Origin of the sequence: Pseudomonas sp. B22129 (assembly GCF_044218875.1) — a bacterium.
Taxonomy (GTDB): Bacteria; Pseudomonadota; Gammaproteobacteria; order Pseudomonadales; family Pseudomonadaceae; genus Aquipseudomonas.
Genome location: NZ_CP162592.1, coordinates 2,669,840 through 2,686,027 on the forward strand (window position 1 = coordinate 2,669,840; position 16,188 = coordinate 2,686,027).

General features: G+C 60.8%; 16 protein-coding genes. 9 read left to right on the plus strand and 7 right to left on the minus strand.

Annotated features, from left to right (window positions below; genetic code table 11):
• Window positions 1-34 precede the first annotated feature (34 nt).
• The 4 genes from AB4P94_RS12145 to groL all read left to right on the plus strand — a co-directional run bounded on the left by AB4P94_RS12145 (window position 35) and on the right by groL (window position 3,550).
• On the plus strand, window positions 35-766 hold the full coding sequence (locus AB4P94_RS12145; RefSeq protein ID WP_395610712.1) for a HugZ family protein: 732 nt from the start codon (window positions 35-37) through the stop codon (window positions 764-766).
• 66 nt (window positions 767-832) lie between these two features.
• Window positions 833-1,309, plus strand: coding sequence for an FxsA family protein (locus AB4P94_RS12150; RefSeq protein ID WP_016975517.1), 477 nt, complete (start codon window positions 833-835; stop codon window positions 1,307-1,309).
• Window positions 1,310-1,556: 247 nt separating this feature from the next.
• Complete coding sequence (gene groES, locus AB4P94_RS12155) at window positions 1,557-1,853, plus strand: co-chaperone GroES (protein ID WP_395610713.1); 297 nt, start codon at window positions 1,557-1,559, stop codon at window positions 1,851-1,853.
• Window positions 1,854-1,903: 50 nt separating this feature from the next.
• Entirely contained in the window at window positions 1,904-3,550 is a 1,647-nt protein-coding gene (groL, locus tag AB4P94_RS12160; RefSeq protein ID WP_395610714.1) for a chaperonin GroEL, read from the plus strand.
• 74 nt (window positions 3,551-3,624) lie between these two features.
• On the opposite strand, the gene AB4P94_RS12165 is transcribed toward groL, so the two are convergent.
• From AB4P94_RS12165 to AB4P94_RS12180, 4 genes are all read right to left on the minus strand, one after another.
• Complete coding sequence (locus tag AB4P94_RS12165; protein WP_395610715.1) at window positions 3,625-4,002, minus strand: hypothetical protein; 378 nt, start codon at window positions 4,000-4,002, stop codon at window positions 3,625-3,627.
• A 256-nt stretch (window positions 4,003-4,258) separates the two neighbouring features.
• The gene (locus AB4P94_RS12170) at window positions 4,259-5,557 is read right to left on the minus strand and encodes a sensor histidine kinase (RefSeq protein ID WP_395610716.1); all 1,299 of its coding nucleotides are present in this window, start codon (window positions 5,555-5,557) and stop codon (window positions 4,259-4,261) included.
• On the minus strand, window positions 5,547-6,245 hold the full coding sequence (locus AB4P94_RS12175; RefSeq protein ID WP_395610717.1) for a response regulator: 699 nt from the start codon (window positions 6,243-6,245) through the stop codon (window positions 5,547-5,549). The genes AB4P94_RS12170 and AB4P94_RS12175 overlap by 11 nt, the downstream gene beginning before the upstream one ends.
• A 78-nt stretch (window positions 6,246-6,323) precedes the next feature.
• A complete protein-coding gene (locus tag AB4P94_RS12180; protein WP_395610718.1) occupies window positions 6,324-8,273 on the minus strand; it encodes an LTA synthase family protein in 1,950 nt (649 codons plus the stop codon).
• A gap of 201 nt (window positions 8,274-8,474) precedes the next feature.
• Here AB4P94_RS12180 and colR point away from each other — a divergent pair, with 201 nt between their 5' ends.
• From colR to AB4P94_RS12205, 5 genes are all read left to right on the plus strand, one after another.
• A complete protein-coding gene (colR, locus tag AB4P94_RS12185; RefSeq protein ID WP_395610719.1) occupies window positions 8,475-9,158 on the plus strand; it encodes a two-component system response regulator ColR in 684 nt (227 codons plus the stop codon).
• The gene (locus AB4P94_RS12190; RefSeq protein WP_395610720.1) at window positions 9,148-10,428 is read left to right on the plus strand and encodes a sensor histidine kinase; all 1,281 of its coding nucleotides are present in this window, start codon (window positions 9,148-9,150) and stop codon (window positions 10,426-10,428) included. The genes colR and AB4P94_RS12190 overlap by 11 nt, the downstream gene beginning before the upstream one ends.
• 188 nt (window positions 10,429-10,616) lie before the next feature.
• Window positions 10,617-11,297: a methyltransferase domain-containing protein gene (locus AB4P94_RS12195; RefSeq protein WP_395610721.1), complete on the plus strand. Its 681-nt coding sequence runs from the start codon at window positions 10,617-10,619 to the stop codon at window positions 11,295-11,297.
• Window positions 11,298-11,301: 4 nt separating this feature from the next.
• Window positions 11,302-12,021 carry a lipopolysaccharide kinase InaA family protein gene (locus AB4P94_RS12200; RefSeq protein WP_177006549.1) on the plus strand — a complete coding sequence of 240 codons (720 nt, stop codon included), beginning with the start codon at window positions 11,302-11,304 and terminating at the stop codon, window positions 12,019-12,021.
• Window positions 12,018-12,245 carry a hypothetical protein gene (locus AB4P94_RS12205; protein WP_395610722.1) on the plus strand — a complete coding sequence of 76 codons (228 nt, stop codon included), beginning with the start codon at window positions 12,018-12,020 and terminating at the stop codon, window positions 12,243-12,245. Before AB4P94_RS12200 ends, AB4P94_RS12205 begins: the two co-directional genes overlap by 4 nt.
• A 188-nt stretch (window positions 12,246-12,433) precedes the next feature.
• On the opposite strand, the gene AB4P94_RS12210 is transcribed toward AB4P94_RS12205, so the two are convergent.
• From AB4P94_RS12210 to AB4P94_RS12220, 3 genes are read right to left on the minus strand one after another with little or no spacing between them, the layout of a single operon-like run.
• Window positions 12,434-13,531 carry a DUF1513 domain-containing protein gene (locus AB4P94_RS12210; RefSeq protein WP_395611324.1) on the minus strand — a complete coding sequence of 366 codons (1,098 nt, stop codon included), beginning with the start codon at window positions 13,529-13,531 and terminating at the stop codon, window positions 12,434-12,436.
• 2 nt (window positions 13,532-13,533) lie between these two features.
• On the minus strand, window positions 13,534-14,598 hold the full coding sequence (locus AB4P94_RS12215) for an imelysin family protein (protein ID WP_395610723.1): 1,065 nt from the start codon (window positions 14,596-14,598) through the stop codon (window positions 13,534-13,536).
• Between the two features lie 31 nt (window positions 14,599-14,629).
• Window positions 14,630-16,057: a di-heme oxidoredictase family protein gene (locus tag AB4P94_RS12220; RefSeq protein WP_395610724.1), complete on the minus strand. Its 1,428-nt coding sequence runs from the start codon at window positions 16,055-16,057 to the stop codon at window positions 14,630-14,632.
• Window positions 16,058-16,188 lie beyond the last annotated feature (131 nt).

A 16,188-nucleotide genomic window follows, 5' to 3' on the forward strand; every position in this document is an offset into this window, starting at 1 on the left:
GGGATGGGCGGCCGGATACCCGAGGAGTCATACGTTGAGCGCGCACGTTGCCAAGAACGCCCGAGAGCTGTTGCTCAAGGAATACCGTGGGGCCCTCTCCACACTGTCCAAAGCCATGCCCGGCTTTCCCTTCGGCTCGGTCGTGCCGTACTGCCTCGATGAGCAGGGCCGCCCGGTCATCCTGATCAGCCGTATCGCCCAACACACCCATAACTTGCAGAAAGACCCCAAGTGCTCGCTACTGGTGGGTGAGCGCGAGGCTGATGACGTGCAAGCGGTAGGGCGTCTGACCTACCTGGCCGAAGCCGAAAAAATCGAGGATGAAGCCGCGATTGAAGCGGCGGCCGAGCGTTATTACCGTTACTTCCCCGATTCGGCCAACTACCACAAGGCCCACGATTTCGATTTCTGGGTGCTCAACCCCGTGCGTCACCGTTACATCGGCGGTTTTGGTGCAATCCACTGGGTTGACCAACTGACCCTCGCCAACCCGTTCGCGGGCAAGGCCGAGCGCAGCATGATCGAACACATGAACAGCGATCACACAAAAGCCATCGCCCACTACGTCGAACTGACCGGTTTGCCGACCACCGAGCCTGCACAATTGGCCGGTATCGACAGCGAAGGCATGCACCTGCGTATCGGCCAATCCTTATATTGGTTGCCGTTTGCACAGCCTTGCAACACGCCGACACAAGTGCGCGAAGCCCTGGTTTCATTGGCTCACGCTGAGGTCTGGCCGAAAAAAGAGGCCGCCAACGCTTGAATTCACGAAATGGCGACGTCATCTAAGGTGGACTGGCAAGGCATTCTTGCGTTGAGGAACCATTTGATGCGCCCTTTTTTGTTGCTCTTTCTGCTGTTCCCGGTGTTGGAGCTGTTCGTATTCGTACAAGTCAGCAGCGCAATCGGGTTTTTCCCGGCCCTGTTGCTGATCATTCTCGGCTCGATGCTCGGCGTTCTGGTGCTGCGTGTCGCCGGCCTGGCCACGGCACTGCGTGCCCGTGAAAGCTTGAATCGTGGTGAGTTGCCGGCCCAGACCATGCTTGAAGGCCTGATGATGGCGCTGGCCGGTGGCTTGCTGATTTTGCCGGGTTTCATCAGTGACGTGGTCGGCCTGGTCATGCTGCTGCCGTTCACTCGCAAGCTGCTGGCCGGCAAAATGCGCCAGCGCGCCGAAGAGGCTGCGATTCGCCAGCGCGCGTTCGCCGATGACCTGCAACCTCGCGGCGGCCCCGCTCCACGTCAGCCGTTGGGGCGTGAAGGCGACGTGATCGAAGGCGAGTTCGAACACCGCGACAGCAAATAACCGCTGCACAGGCACGGCACCTTTGGGTGCCGTGTTGCGTTTACCGCCCGGCGGGCACAAAAAAATTCCGCCCGGGCCCCTTGTAATAAGCTTATGCGCCCTTATGTAACGGTCACCGCAAGGTTTCTGGTGGCAACACCAGACAGACTTCAGCGTCTTGCCTGACGAGACGCGACCGGCGCCGCCGGAATACAACCTGCCGGTACTGACACCGGCCGATGAACAACACAATTAGGAGAGATCGACAATGAGCAAGCTTCGTCCTCTGCACGACCGCGTCGTTATCAAGCGCAGCGAAGAAGAAAAGAAAACCGCTGGCGGTATCGTTCTGCCAGGTTCGGCTGCTGAAAAAGCCAACCACGGTGTGATCGTCGCTGCAGGCCCGGGCAAGACCCTGGAAAACGGTGAAGTACGTGCTCTGGCCGTTAAAGTCGGTGACAAGGTTGTATTCGGCCCTTACTCCGGCAGCAACACTGTGAAAATTGACGGCGAAGACCTGCTGGTCATGGCTGAGAACGAGATTCTCGCTGTACTGGAAGGCTGATTTTCCCGCTCATTTTCCCGTTACTCCAAAGTCTTTAAGGATTATCGATCATGGCTGCTAAAGAAGTTAAATTCGGCGATTCCGCCCGCAAGAAAATGCTCACCGGTGTCAACGTCCTGGCTGACGCAGTAAAAGCGACCCTGGGCCCGAAAGGCCGTAACGTGATCATCGAGAAGAGCTTCGGCGCTCCGACCATCACCAAGGACGGCGTTTCCGTCGCCAAAGAAATCGAACTGGAAGACCGTTTCGAAAACATGGGCGCGCAGCTGGTCAAAGACGTTGCCTCCCGTGCCAACGATGACGCAGGCGACGGCACCACCACCGCTACCGTTCTGGCTCAGGCTATCGTCAACGAAGGCTACAAGGCCGTCGCTGCCGGCATGAACCCGATGGACTTGAAGCGCGGCATCGACAAGGCGACCATCGCCGTTGTGGCCGAGCTGAAAAACCTGTCCAAGCCATGCGCTGACACCAAGGCGATCGCTCAGGTAGGCACCATCTCCGCCAACTCCGACAGCTCCATCGGCGACATCATTGCCGAAGCCATGGAAAAAGTCGGCAAAGAAGGCGTGATCACCGTTGAAGAAGGCACAGGCCTGGAAAACGAACTGTCGGTTGTTGAAGGCATGCAGTTCGACCGTGGCTACCTGTCCCCGTACTTCGTCAACAAGCCGGAAACCATGGTTGCCGAGCTGGACAGCCCGCTGATCCTGCTGGTCGACAAAAAAATCTCCAACATCCGCGAAATGCTGCCAGTACTGGAAGCCGTTGCCAAAGCCGGCCGCCCACTGCTGATCGTTTCCGAAGACGTTGAAGGCGAAGCCCTGGCGACGCTGGTTGTGAACAACATGCGTGGCATCGTTAAAGTCGCAGCCGTCAAGGCTCCAGGCTTCGGCGACCGTCGCAAGGCCATGCTGCAGGACATCGCCGTTCTGACTGGCGGTACCGTTATCTCCGAAGAGATCGGCCTGAGCCTGGAAAGCGCCACCCTGGAAAACCTGGGCAGCGCCAAGCGCGTGACCATCTCCAAAGAAAACACCATCATCGTTGACGGTGCTGGCGTAGAGCAGGACATCCAGGCGCGCATCACCCAGATCCGTGCCCAGGTTGCCGAGACTTCGTCCGACTACGACCGTGAAAAACTGCAAGAGCGTCTGGCCAAGCTGTCCGGCGGCGTTGCAGTGATCAAGGTTGGCGCCGGTTCCGAAGTTGAAATGAAAGAGAAGAAAGCCCGCGTTGAAGACGCCCTGCACGCAACCCGTGCAGCCGTTGAAGAAGGCGTGGTACCTGGCGGTGGCGTTGCGCTGATCCGTGCTCTGGAAGCGCTGGTTAACCTCAAAGGCGACAACGCTGACCAGAACGTCGGCATCGCTGTACTGCGTCGCGCTGTAGAAGCACCACTGCGCCAGATCGCTGCCAACTCCGGCGACGAGCCAAGCGTTGTGGTCAACGAAGTCAAGAACGGCAAAGGTAACTACGGTTACAACGCTGCGACTGGCGTCTACGGCGACATGATCGAAATGGGCATCCTGGACCCTACCAAGGTGACTCGTTCGGCACTGCAAGCAGCAGCTTCCATCGGCGGTCTGATCCTGACCACCGAAGCTGCAATTGCTGATGCACCGAAGAAAGAAGGCTCGGCTGGCGGCGGTATGCCAGACATGGGCGGCATGGGTGGCATGGGCGGCATGATGTAAGCCAGCCTTACCCGGCACTGAAAAACCCCGCCTGCAGTGATGCAGGCGGGGTTTTTTTTGGGCATTTCAGCGGTTCAGCCGATTGAGCGGCGCCGCAGCAGCTTTTTGAAGGTCATGCCGCGCGCCAGGGTCAATCGGGCAGCCGGCACAGATGCCAGGGGTTGCGGTGCAGCAGCTTGGTCGAGTGGGCGAGGGACAGGCAAGTGCGCGAGTTTTTCAGCGCAGGCCCGCCTGGGACGCTCCCAATTGCCGAAGACCACGATCCCCAATCGTTTCAGGGTGCTGGCGTAGTAGTCCTGGGCGTTGATCTTGACGAAATGGCTGTCACCGCATTTGGTCGGCAGGTAAGGCGCCGCCTGACTAAAAGCTGATGCGTTGCCTGCCAGCAGCGCGCTGGCAGCGATGCACATTGAGGACATCAGCCGTTGCAAGGGCTTTCTTGGGGGACGCATGAGGGGCTCTCCAACCTGAATTCTGGTGCGCAGGTTAAGAGAGATGCGAATGTCTCACTGTCACAGGCTGTAACACAGGCCTTTGTAAGGTCTGATCACTGTGGTGAGCGGGCTTGCCCCGCGTTGGGCTGCGCAGCGGCCCTAAAACCATCTGTGCAGGTTTACCTGACGATACGCGGTGACCTTTATTGGGGCTGCTGCGCAGCCCAACGCGGGGCAAGCCCGCTCGCCACAAGTTTCTCGTTTAACAGGCTGATTATCGAGGCCGTAGCGGCAGGACCAGGCTCATTCGCGCGCCGCCAAGCGGGCTGCGGGTGACCGACAGTTCACCGCCATGCCACTGGGTGGCGCGCTTGGCCAAGGCCAGCCCGAGGCCGAAGCCGCCGGGCTCGTCGCCGCCCATGGTCAGCCGCACAAAGGGCTCGAAAATTTTCTCGCGGTTTTCCGCCAGCACGCCGGGGCCGTCGTCGTCCACGTGCAACACCAGGTGGTGCTCGCCATGGTAAGTGGCACTGACGGACACCTGGTCGCGGGCGTAAGTGATGGCATTGCTCAACAGGTTACGCACGATCAGGTGCAACAGCGCGCGGTCGCCGATCAGTTCCAGGTTCGCCGGCTCAGTCTCAAGGCTCAGCCGCCGAGGATGATCGTCCAGCAAGGCAAACTCGTGGTGAAGCCAGTCGCGCAGGTCTATCGGTTCATGCTGCAAGTCGGTGGGCGCGCTGGCCAGGCGGGCGAAGGCAAGGCTGGCGCGCACCAGCGCTTCGAGTTCTTCGACATCGGTTTGCAAACGCTCTTGCAGGCGGCTGCGGGTGATCGGGTCTTCGCTTTTTCCCAGCAGCGTCAGGGCAAAACGCATCCGCGCCAGGGGCGTGCGCAGTTCGTGGGACACGGCCTGGGAGACCTCGCGATGACGGTCGTTCATGGCGCTGATGGCTTGGGCGTGTTGCTGCAACGTCAGCAACAACGGCGTCCATTCCTTGCCCATGGCGGGCAGCATCGCATTTGGGGTACGCGCCAGTGTCGCGAGGCAGCCATTGAGGGTATTCAGGTCGAGTCGGCGACGGCGGTGCGTGCGTATGCCGAGCCCGATCAGCAGCAGTACCGGCAGGCCGGCGACGGCGGCGGTGAGCCAGTAAACCGGGAATTTCAGCAGGTCCTTCACCTCGGCGGTGCCCCACATCGGGCCGAACTGGATCAGGGTGTTGGCGTCGAGCGGGAAGTAGGAAACGTCCTCGTCGCTGTTCAGCGCCGGTTGCCGATGTTCCAGCATGACCAAGGCTTCCGGCGGCAATACCACCTCATCCAGCGTCACCAGGTGCACCGGGTACTGGAAATGCGCACGCAGGGTGCGCATGCGTGCTTCACGCTGGTCGGCAGGCAAGGCCTTCAGCTCTTCGGCCACCAGGTAGCCGGGCCCGGCCATCAAGCGCAAAAAGCTGTCCTGGCCGACGAACACCGAAGCATTGGCGCACAGCCACAGCAGGTACAGGGTAAGGCCCGCCCAGCCCGCGGCCGCGACGGCGACCATCCAGGGCCGCACCTTAGACAGCATTCGGCGCCTCCTGCGGGATTTCGACAAACAAGTAACCCTGGGCCGTGATGGTCTGAATGGTCACCGGGCAGTCCAGGCTCATCAGTTTTTTGCGCAGGCGCGAGACGCGCATATCCACGGAGCGGTTGAGGCCGTCGTATTCCAGGCCGCGCAAACTCTGCAGGAGTTTTTCCCGGGTCAGCAGCACGCCGCAATGGCGGGCGAAAATCGCGAGCAATTCGAATTCGGCGACCGAGAACTGCAACGGGGTTTCGTCAAGCCAGGCGAAATGGCTGTTCAGGTCCAGCCGAAACCCGCCCCATTGGTAGTAAGCGCGTGGGGCTTGTGGATGGCGACGCAGCAATGAGCGAATCCGCGCCAGTAACAGCAGCGGGTCGACGGGCTTGACCACGTAATCGTCCGCCCCGAGGTTGAACCCGGTCAATTGCTCGGCGTTTTCATCCAGCGCCGTCATCATCAGAATCAGCCCGGGGTAGCTGTCACGGATTTGGCGACACAGGGTGAAACCGTCGATGCCCGGCAGCATGACATCCAGGATCAGCAATGCCGGTTTTTCATCGAGGATGCGTTGGGCCGCGCGGTCGCCACGGTGCTCCACCGTGACGGTAAAACCTTCGGCACGCAGGAACTCGGCCGTCAACGCGGCCAGTGGGCGGTCATCTTCAATCAGCAGCAGGGTATCGGACATGCAAGGGGTGCCGTCGCCGGAGGATGGGCGCAAGTGTTACGCCCTTGCCTGGGGTCAGGCAAGGGCTCTGCGACGGCGTCAACGCACGCTGATAACCGGCGCCGCTTCCTTGGGTGGCTTCCAGCCCAGCAATTGCTGTTTGAAACCGTAGCTGGCGGCCTGGTAATAGGTGATCGCGCGCTGGATCAACGGGTCGTCACTGCCCACACGCAATTCCTGGCTTTCTGCCAGCGCCTGATCGTGGCGGCGCAGGCCCTGACGCGGGCTGAGAATCGCCAGGTCCTTGCCGTCAAACAACCCCAGGTGCTGGTAATTACCCACCACCACGCGTGGTGGCAGCGGGTTGTCTTGCAACAGGTTGCGGCCGAAGAAGGTCGACTCGTAGCTCAGGTTGATCAGGCCCAACAACGTCGGCGCCAGGTCGATCTGGCTGGCCAGTTGCGCGGTTTCACGGGCTTCGATCAGCTTCGGCGCATAGATGAACAACGGGATCTGATAGTTGGTGATGGGCAAGTCTTCCTTGCCCGCGCTGCCGGCGGTGTGGTCGGCGACGAACACGAAAATCGTGTTATCGAACCAGGGTTTCTGGCGCGCCGCGTCGAGGAACTCGCCGATGGCGTGGTCGGTGTATTTCACCGCGCCGTCGCGTCCGTTGCCGGATTTGATATCGATGCGCCCGTCCGGGTAGGTGTAGGGGCGGTGGTTGGAGGTGGTCATCAGTTGCAGCAGGAAAGGCTGCTGCTTGGCGTAGTCGGCGTCCGCCAGTTTCAGGGTTTGGCGGTAGAGGTCTTCGTCGGCCATGCCCCAGGCGTTTTTGAACGAGATTTCGCTTTCAGGCACGCTGCTCTGGTCGACGACGCGATAGCCGTTGCCGCTGAAAAACGCGTTCATGTTGTCGAAGTAACCGCGCCCGCCATACACGAACACGCTGTCGTAGCCGACGGCCTTGAGCTGCTGGCCGAGGCTGGCGAAGCCGCTTTCACGGCCGATGCGCTTGACGATCGAGCGGCCGGGCGTGGGCGGAATGGCCAGGGTGATGGCTTCCAGGCCACGGTCGGTGCGGGTGCCGGTGGCATAGAAATTATTGAAGTACAGGCTTTGTTTGCGCAGTGCGTCAAGGTTGGGCGTGAGGTCTCGCCCGTCGCCATTGCTGCCCATGTATTTGGCGCTGAAGCTTTCAATGGTCACCAGCACGATGTTGGGTTTGCGCGGCGTGCCCGGGTTGTCGATGGCGCGGCGGATGTCCAGCGGGTCCTCTGCGATAAAGCGCGCGTTGGGTTCACTGAGTTCGGCGCGCAGCTGTTTGGCAACCACCTCGGCGGGCAGGCTCTGGTAGAACTGGGTGTAGTCCAGCTCGTTGTTACGGAAGGCAGCAAAAAACTGATACGGGCCATTGCTCGCCAGTTCATTTTTGTAAGCGTTGCCGCCTTGGGCGCGCGGGCTGTCCTGGCTGATCAATTGCAAGCTCAGGCCAGCGACGATCAACAGGCTCAAGGCATTCAGCAGGCGAGCACGCAAAGGGGGCAGCGGCGCGTTCATCGCAGTGTTGAACGGCTTGCGCAGGACCACACTCAATACGATGGCAAGCATCGCCAACAGGCTGAGCAGCTTGCCGATCGGGTAGGACTCCAGCACGTTGTTCAGCACTTCATCGGAGTACACCAGGTAGTCGACGGCGATGAAGTTGAAGCGCACGCCGAATTCATCCCAGAACAGCCATTCGGCGGTCGCGGTGAACAGCATGGCGAACAGGCTGACGGTCAACACGGCCTGCAAAAACCAGCGATGGCCCCGGCGGCGCCACAAGATGGGCGGGCACAACAGCAAATACAGGCCCAGAGGCAGCGCTGCATAGGCCAAAAAGCCGAGATCGTAGAGCAAACCCACGCCAAACACCGGCAGCAGGTTGCCACCGACTTCGTTCAGGTGAGTGACGAGCAGCACGCTGCGAGTCAGCAGGAAAATAACCAGCCAGGCACCGGTCACCAACAGCAAATAGCGCATAGGCGCCGTTTTGAAAAACCCCATGTCCATATTCCTTATATCGATGGGCGGCGATTTTCACCCTGACACTGTAGTCAGGTTGTGAAGCTATAGTGAAAATCTCGTTCTACCAAACAATTGGTTGAAAACCTTTATCAGTGGGCCTTTCAGGTCTATCCCTGAGCCACACTTGGCCTTAAGCTGCGCGAGCCAACACGGCCGTTACCGCGTACGGAGACACTGCCCATGCGAATTTTATTGGTTGAAGACAACCGCGATATTCTGGCCAACCTGGCCGATTACCTGGGGCTAAAAGGCTACACCGTGGACTGTGCGCAGGACGGTTTGTCAGGCCTGCACCTGGCCGCCACCGAGCATTACGACTTGATCGTGCTCGACATCATGCTGCCCGGCATTGATGGCTACACCCTGTGCAAACGCCTGCGCGAAGACGCGCGCCGTGACACGCCGGTGATCATGCTCACCGCACGCGACCAGTTGGATGACCGGCTGCAAGGCTTCAAGTCTGGCGCCGACGATTACCTGCTCAAACCCTTCGCCCTGTCGGAGCTGGCCGCACGCATTGAAGCCGTGCTGCGCCGCGCCCAGGGGGGCGGGCGCCGCGCGCTGCAAGTCGGCGACTTGAGCTACGACCTTGATACCCTCGAAGTCACCCGCGAAGGGCGTATGCTCAAGCTCAACCCGGTCGGCCTGAAGTTGCTGGCGGTATTGATGCAGAAGAGCCCCCACGTGTTGCGCCGGGAAATCCTTGAAGAAGCCCTGTGGGGCGACGACTGCCCGGACAGCGACAGCCTGCGCAGCCACGTCCACCAATTGCGCCAGGTGATCGATAAGCCGTTCGCCAAGCCACTGCTGCAAACGGTGCACGGCGTGGGTTATCGCCTGGCCGAGGGTCGTGATGGAGTTTAAGCAAAGCCTTGCCCAGCGGATCATCATTGCCTTTGCCTTGATGAGTGCGCTGGTGGCGGGGGCCTTCGCCATGGGTATCGTCGCGACGGTGCACCTTGTAGAAGAGAAGCTGATTTCGGCGGGGCTTGGCGGTGACTTGCAACGCCTGCTGTTGATGGACAGCGTCGAGGACTGGAACCACCGCCCCGAGCCGGATCAACTGTTCTATTTCAGTGGCGGCCCCGGGGATTTCGAACTGCCCAAGGACTTGCGCCACCTGGAGCCGGGCTTTCACGAAGTATTTCGCGAAGCGCTGTCGTACCACGCCATGGTTGAAGTGGTGGATGGTCGGCGTTATGTGCTGCTGCAAGACCAGAGTGATTTCGAAGAGCGTGAGCGCGTGCTGTTTGCCGTGGTGCTGGTGGGCTTTGTGCTCAGCCTGGCGCTGGCGGTGTTCCTCGGTTGGGTGCTGGCGCGCAAGGTGATGGCGCCGGTGGTACGTCTGGCCCGTCAGGTGCGCCATCGTGACCAGTTGCTGGGCCTGGCCCCGCCGCTGGCCCCGGATTATGCGGCCGATGAGGTGGGTGAATTGGCGGTGGCCTTCGACGCCACGTTGGGCCGCTTGCGTCAGGCGTTGTCTCGCGAGCAGCTGTTCACCAGCGATGTCAGCCACGAATTGCGCACGCCCCTGATGGTTTTGGCGAGCTCGTGCGAGCTGCTGCTGGAAAACCCGGCGATCGATCAGCGCGGGCGCAACCAGGTACAGCGCATCGCCCGCGCCTGCGAGGAGATGCGCGAACTGGTGCAGACCTTCCTGATGCTCGCCCGCGCAAAACACGATGATGCGGCCATGTCGCCGCAGGTCAGCCTGACCCAAGTGGCCGAAGACCTGCTCGGGATCTGGCGCGAGCCCATTGAGCATAAGGGGCTCGAGCTGATCTATTTGCCGGGCAACCCCCTGGATACACGCTACAACACCACCTTCCTGCACGCGGTCATGGGCAACCTGTTGCGCAATGCGCTGCACTACACCGAGCAGGGCTTTATCCGCCTGACCCTGGAGCCCAGCGGTTTTGTGGTGGAGGACTCGGGCGTGGGTATTCCGGAAGACAAGCGTGAAGCGATGTTCGAGCCGTTTGTGCGCGGCAGCGAAAAGCGCGGTGATGGCCTGGGGCTGGGGTTGTCGCTGGTGCAGCGTATCTGTGAAAGCCAGGGCTGGAGCGTCAGTTTGAGCACCATGGAACCCAATGGCTGCCGCTTTCATGTGGAGTTGAGCCAGGTCAAACCCTGACCGGCTGGCCTGCCGTTATCCTGCCAGAGATCGCCGTCTTTCGGCGAAGATGGCCCCATGCTATCTCTTGTATCTGTAAAGTCTTGAAATGTATGAGATTGGACAGGACAAAGTTTTCACAACGGGTTGACCTGTTGATCACAGTTCGCTGCTTAAGGTTGTAGGCATCAGCTACTGGAGATCCGTTGATGTCTAACCCGACCAAGCTCGAATTTTCTGAAAAGTACGACGATCAGCACGCGCAGAATTATTTGCTCAAACATCAGGACAATCTGGCTCGCCGGTTGTCCCACAAACGCGACGAGCAATTGGCGCGTGGCGCGCTGGCGATGGCCGGCGAGCCGGGCCTGGTGCTGGATCTGCCTTGTGGCGCCGGCCGTTTCTGGCCGCTGCTGGCCGAGAAACCCAACCGTGTGATCATCGGGGCTGACAATTCGGCATCGATGCTGAAGGTGGCCACGGCTGCCCAGCCCGCGGAAGTGGTGAAACGGGTACGTCCCTTGCAGACATCGGCCTTTGATATCGATTTGCCAGACAATTCGGTCGACAGTATTTTCTGTATGCGCCTGATGCACCATATTGGTGATCCGGAAAATCGGCTGGCAATACTGCGGGAGTTTCAGCGTGTTACCCGCGACAGCGTGATCCTTTCGCTGTGGGTGGATGGCAACTTCAAGGCCTGGAAGCGCAGGCGCCTGGAAGAGCAACGTCGCAAGAAAGGTGAGCAGGAAGGTTACCAAAACCGGTTTGTGTTACCGGCTGCTACTGTTGAGGCAGAGTTTGAGCAGGCCGGTTTCCGTGTTCAGGAATCCCTGGACTTCATGCCGCTCTACGCCATGTGGCGAGTGTATGTATTGCGTAAGAGGTAACAGGATGGCAGTTGAGTGCGTAGTAGGCAGTCATGTAGCTCCCGAAGAACGATTTGATTTTTTCTGGCGCCTTCAAGGCGAATGGGTTGAGGAGCCCAACCGTCGACGCGGCGGTGAGAGTGGCGTGCAGCGTGTGACCAGCCCCAACGGCCGCTTGCTCTACAGCAAGCGCCAGACCGGCCATATCTATCGCAGCTGGCTTCACCCGTTCGGGCGCCCGACGGTGTTGCGCGAGCGCGATGCCCTCAAGGGTTTGCGGTCGTTGGATGTGCGTGTTCCGGAACTGGTGTTCTGCGGCGCGCGCCCCGATCCTGAACACCAGTGGAAAGCCTTGCTGGTGACGGCGTCGCTGGACGGTTTCGACGAGATCGAAAACTGGTACGCCGCAGGCGGTCGCGAACAGTACGGCGAGTTAGTGCATGAGCGTGTACTCAAGGAGTTGGCCGGCACCCTGGCGCGCATGCACAAAGGTCGTTGGCAGCATGGTTGCTTGTACATCAAGCACATTTTTGTACGGGTGACGGGCGAGGGCGACTCGGCCAATGTGGAAGTGGCGCTGCTGGATTTTGAGAAGTGCCGCCAGCGTCTGACCGCTTATCGGGCTGCTTCCCACGATATGCTGCAATTGCGCCGCCATTCGTCGTGGAACGATACCGACTGGAAAAAACTCAGCTACTTTTACGAGACGGCGTTTGGCAGCGCTATCAAGGGTTTAACCAGATGAAGCTAGAAATAGCACGAGGTTTGTTCCTGGTCGGGGCGTTGGGCATCGCAGCCCTGGCCCTGGCTGCGTGGGAGATGCCTCGCACACAAGTCCTTCATACGGTGCAAGGCGGTGGGCAATGCCCGTTGCCGCGCGTCGCCAAGGCGAGTGTGACGGTCAAACCCGATCATGAACTGTTGCTGTTCATGTTTGGGATGTCTCAAGGCATGAGGCCGCAAAGTTGAAAAGATTCAAACCCCCGGGAAGGGCCTTGCGATGCGAGGCCCTTTTTTTTGCCCGGATTTTGCGTGCACATCCGAACCGTTTAAAGGTGGGAGCTGGCTTGCCTGCGATGGCATCGCCGCAGTGCAACTGATACACCGAGGTGACTGCATCGCAGGCAAGCCAGCTCCCACACAAAAGCGGATCCGTTTTAAACCAGGTGCAAGTGGTTATCCCAAAACCCCGCCGGCAACTCCAGCGGTTTGGCCATCAACGGCTTTTGGCGGCAATCGTAGAACCGGCAGCGGCCCTGGCCCGAAGTGACGACAAACCCATCCGCCACGGCGCCCACGCCGGCGCAATCCGGCAACGGGCCATCCAGGCGCAACTCGCCGCTGTCCATGTCCCAGATAAAAAACCGGTTCCCTCGTGGTGCCGTCAGCGCCACCAGGCGTAACTCGCTGTGCACCGCAACACTGGCCGTGTAATGCCCCATCGCCTGTAATTGTTCATCCGCGACGGGAAACGCCACAAATGGCTGCCCCGGCCGTTTGATCGCGAGCAACTCGGAGCGCTCCTGGGACGGCCCCATGAACTGCTGCCCGGTGAGGATCGTGCCATCGCTGGCGATCCCCAAATGGCGCACGCTGTTCATCTGCTGGCCCAGGGTTTCCTTGCTGATCAAGCTACCGTCGCGGTGCATCAGCACCAGGCTCGGCTCCATGGCGTTGAGGTTCATCTCCACCCGGCTTTCAGCCTCGGTGCGAATGCCGCCGTTGGCTACCACCAACGTTTCGCCGTCAGGCATCCATGACACCTGATGCGGGCCGATGCCATGGGTGGAAATCTCGCCACTGTGCACCCACCGCTCGCCTTCGAGTTTATACACACCGAGCAAACCACGGCCGGGGTCGGACGTGTCGTTCTCTGTGGTGTAAAGCCAGTCGCCGCTCTTGTGAATCACCGCGTGGCCATAGAAGTGGCGGTTGGCGTGGGAGGTGATGGTTTGCAGCAGCGTGCCATCACGCAGGTCGATCAAGTAACTCTCGGTGCCCGGGCGACGGGCGACGAACAGCGCAATCGGTAACGTCGGATGGTTGATGATGTCGTGACAGCGCTGGCCGACCTGGGTGGCAAATACCTGTTTGCCATCCAGGCGAAAGCCCACGGCGTAGTGTTTGCCATCAGCATCATCGCGCGCCGACAGCAGCAGCGGGCCCTTGCCCTCTCTTTTGAACAGCGTCCAGCCGCCCAGCGTGAGAGCACTGAGCAGCATGCTGCCAACGGCCAAAGCCTGTCGCCTGAGCATCATCAGTCACCGTCGTTGGCGTTGAAGCCCAGTTGGATGCCCAGCGCCTTGGCCAGCTCGCCTTCGTGCAGGCGGTGGACCACGTTGAGGCTGTCGTAGATATCGTTGAGCTGCTGGCGCCCGGCGTCGTCGGCCAGCAATTCATTCAGCGTGCGCTGGTTGCTGGCGAACAGTTTCAGGGAGGCGGCGTAGGCGGCGTCGATCTTGTCGGCCAGCGGCTTCTGCTCGGCCGGCAACAGGCCGCGCAGGCCTTTGTTGTCGACGCCGGCCCACACGGTCTGGGCTGCCGCGAGGCTGGCTTCCAGGCTTTGCAGGGACGACTGGCTGCGCCACGCATCGGCCTGGAACGGCTGCGGGATGCCCTTGGTCTGGCGGCCCATCGGCGTGCCGAGCTTTTTCTTCAGGGTATCCAGCGCAGTGACCTGCACCCGCAGCAAATCAGCGATGGCTTCGTGGGAATCGGCGTAGCGCTGGTTCGGAAATTTGGTCATCTGCGCGAGCATGCCGTCGGTGCTGTTCCAGCTCGCCAGGATTTCTTCGGCCAGGGCTTTCTGGCGTTCGCCAATCGCCACCAGCAGCGGGCAATAGCGGGCTTTCTGGGCTTCGTCGGCGACGTCGGTCTTGGCGTCGTAGAGGATGTATTCGTAGGCCGAGAGGCCTTGCACCACTACGCTGGACTTGGCCAGTGCGGCGCCGTCGATCTGCGGCTGGGCGCTGACCAGCTGTTCGACCTGGCGGCCGACCAGGTTCTTCTTGTCCGGCCAGAACTGCACCTGCCACGAACGGTTGCCCTCGGCCAGCGGGCCAATCAGCAACGGTTGCAACTCGGCCCAGGCTTTTTGCGCGTGGAGGAAGTCGGCACGGGCGGTGTCCAGGCTTTCCTTGCCCTGGCAGTAGGCCAGCGCACTGACGGCCAGTTGGCGGTCGGCTTCAACCCAGCGGCTGTAGGTCGGCAGGATCACTTGCTTGGCGATGGCCGCCGAGGTCACCGCTTGCGGGTCCTGGGGCGAGCACGCGCCAAGGGCGAGGGCGGCCAGGCTGGTGAACAACAACTTGGGACGGAACATGTCGAGCTCCCTTCTGTAATTGTGGCAAAGCTTATAAAGAATTCAGGAACGCCAGCAACGCAGCGCGCTGCTCGGCATTGAAGGACAACACATGTTGCTGCGCCGCTTGCGCTTCACCGCCGTGCCACAGCACGGCTTCAAGCAGGTTGCGGGCGCGGCCGTCATGCAAAAACTGGGTGTGACCACTCACGGCTTGCGTCAGGCCAATGCCCCACAACGGCGGCGTGCGCCAGTCGCGGCCACCGGCCTTGAATTCGCTGCGGTGGTCGGCCAGGCCGTCGCCCATGTCATGCAACAGCAGGTCGCTATAGGGGCGAATCACTTGGTTGGCCAGCTCAGGTTCGGCAGCAGTGGCCGCCGTGGTGAACGCGGGTTTGTGGCAACCCTGGCAACCGGCTTGATAGAACAGGTTTTTCCCGGCCAGCACCTGCGGCGTGTTGATGCCACGGCGCGCGGGCACGGCGAGGTTGCGGGTATAGAACAGCACCAGGCGCAGGATGTTGTCGCTGACTTCCGGCTCGCCATCGGGGCCGTTGCCGTTGGGCGCCTGTTTGCACGCCACTTGGGCATCGGTGCAGTCATCAAAGGGTCTCAGGGACGTGGTGAGGCCCATATCACCAGAAAACGCGTGAACGTTTTGTTGATTGAGAGTGGGTTGCCCGGCTTTCCAGCCAAAACGCCCGAGGACCGTCTTCTGCTGGGCGTCATCCCAGACCCAATTGGCACGGCCGACAAGGGCTTCCTTGTCGGCGGTTTTCGGGTCGGTATTGCGCAGGATATCGGCATCGCTGATGGCTTCGAGCAAGCCCAGGCCGATCATCGGCGGGGCGATGCGCGCGGAAAAAAGTGTATCCGGATGCATCGGGCCGTAGCCGAGCTGGGTGATTTGCAGGTTTGGCTTGCGCAACTCGACGACCGTGCCGTCCTTGAAGGTCACGTTGACGGGTGTGTAGTCGACCCGCACTTTGCCTTCCGGGGCCACGCCGGGGACGGCCATGTCTTGCAATTGCCCGCCGTAGACCGGCTCGGGCACCACGCCGACTTGCTCGATCAACCGGGCATCCACGGGCGTCGCCGGAATCGACAGGCGCACCAGCATCGACACGGCGTTCGGCGCCTCGGGCAGCGGCGGGTGGCCACGGCCGTCCTTGATATGGCAGTTCTGGCAGGCATTGGTGTTGAACAGCGGGCCCAGGCCGTCGCGCGCGGTGGTGGTGGACGGGGCAATGACCCAGGGGCTGCGAAAGAAACTGTTGCCGACGCTGAAATCCAGGCGGCGGGTGGGCGCCAGGTTGGCTGACGGCAGGGAGAATGCGTTCTGGTCGCGCTTGTTCACCGTCGTCGCGCCGCCCGCGCGTGATTCACCCGGCTCTGCCTTGGTGAAACGCGGCGCGTCATCGCAGGCGGCCAGGCTCAAGGCCAGCACTGCTGCGCACAGGCGAAATAGCGAACGGAACATCGAGTTTCCTGAACGGGGGCTGAAAATAAGGTCGCAAAGTCTAACAGGGCGGGGCGGATTGAATAAGAGCAATTATCGTTTGGTGGTATCCGATTCATTCCCGCTAGAATGGCCGCACATTTTTCTCTGGA

Coding starts and splice junctions, on each gene's coding strand:
- AB4P94_RS12150 (WP_016975517.1), top strand. CDS start 833: ATGCGCCCTTTTTTGTTGCTCTTTCTGCTGTTCCCGGTGTTGGAGCTG.
- groES (WP_395610713.1), top strand. CDS start 1,557: ATGAGCAAGCTTCGTCCTCTGCACGACCGCGTCGTTATCAAGCGCAGC.
- groL (WP_395610714.1), top strand. CDS start 1,904: ATGGCTGCTAAAGAAGTTAAATTCGGCGATTCCGCCCGCAAGAAAATG.
- AB4P94_RS12165 (WP_395610715.1), bottom strand. CDS start 4,002: ATGCGTCCCCCAAGAAAGCCCTTGCAACGGCTGATGTCCTCAATGTGC.
- AB4P94_RS12170 (WP_395610716.1), bottom strand. CDS start 5,557: ATGCTGTCTAAGGTGCGGCCCTGGATGGTCGCCGTCGCGGCCGCGGGC.
- AB4P94_RS12175 (WP_395610717.1), bottom strand. CDS start 6,245: ATGTCCGATACCCTGCTGCTGATTGAAGATGACCGCCCACTGGCCGCG.
- AB4P94_RS12180 (WP_395610718.1), bottom strand. CDS start 8,273: ATGGGGTTTTTCAAAACGGCGCCTATGCGCTATTTGCTGTTGGTGACC.
- colR (WP_395610719.1), top strand. CDS start 8,475: ATGCGAATTTTATTGGTTGAAGACAACCGCGATATTCTGGCCAACCTG.
- AB4P94_RS12190 (WP_395610720.1), top strand. CDS start 9,148: ATGGAGTTTAAGCAAAGCCTTGCCCAGCGGATCATCATTGCCTTTGCC.
- AB4P94_RS12195 (WP_395610721.1), top strand. CDS start 10,617: ATGTCTAACCCGACCAAGCTCGAATTTTCTGAAAAGTACGACGATCAG.
- AB4P94_RS12200 (WP_177006549.1), top strand. CDS start 11,302: ATGGCAGTTGAGTGCGTAGTAGGCAGTCATGTAGCTCCCGAAGAACGA.
- AB4P94_RS12205 (WP_395610722.1), top strand. CDS start 12,018: ATGAAGCTAGAAATAGCACGAGGTTTGTTCCTGGTCGGGGCGTTGGGC.
- AB4P94_RS12210 (WP_395611324.1), bottom strand. CDS start 13,531: ATGCTCAGGCGACAGGCTTTGGCCGTTGGCAGCATGCTGCTCAGTGCT.
- AB4P94_RS12215 (WP_395610723.1), bottom strand. CDS start 14,598: ATGTTCCGTCCCAAGTTGTTGTTCACCAGCCTGGCCGCCCTCGCCCTT.
- AB4P94_RS12220 (WP_395610724.1), bottom strand. CDS start 16,057: ATGTTCCGTTCGCTATTTCGCCTGTGCGCAGCAGTGCTGGCCTTGAGC.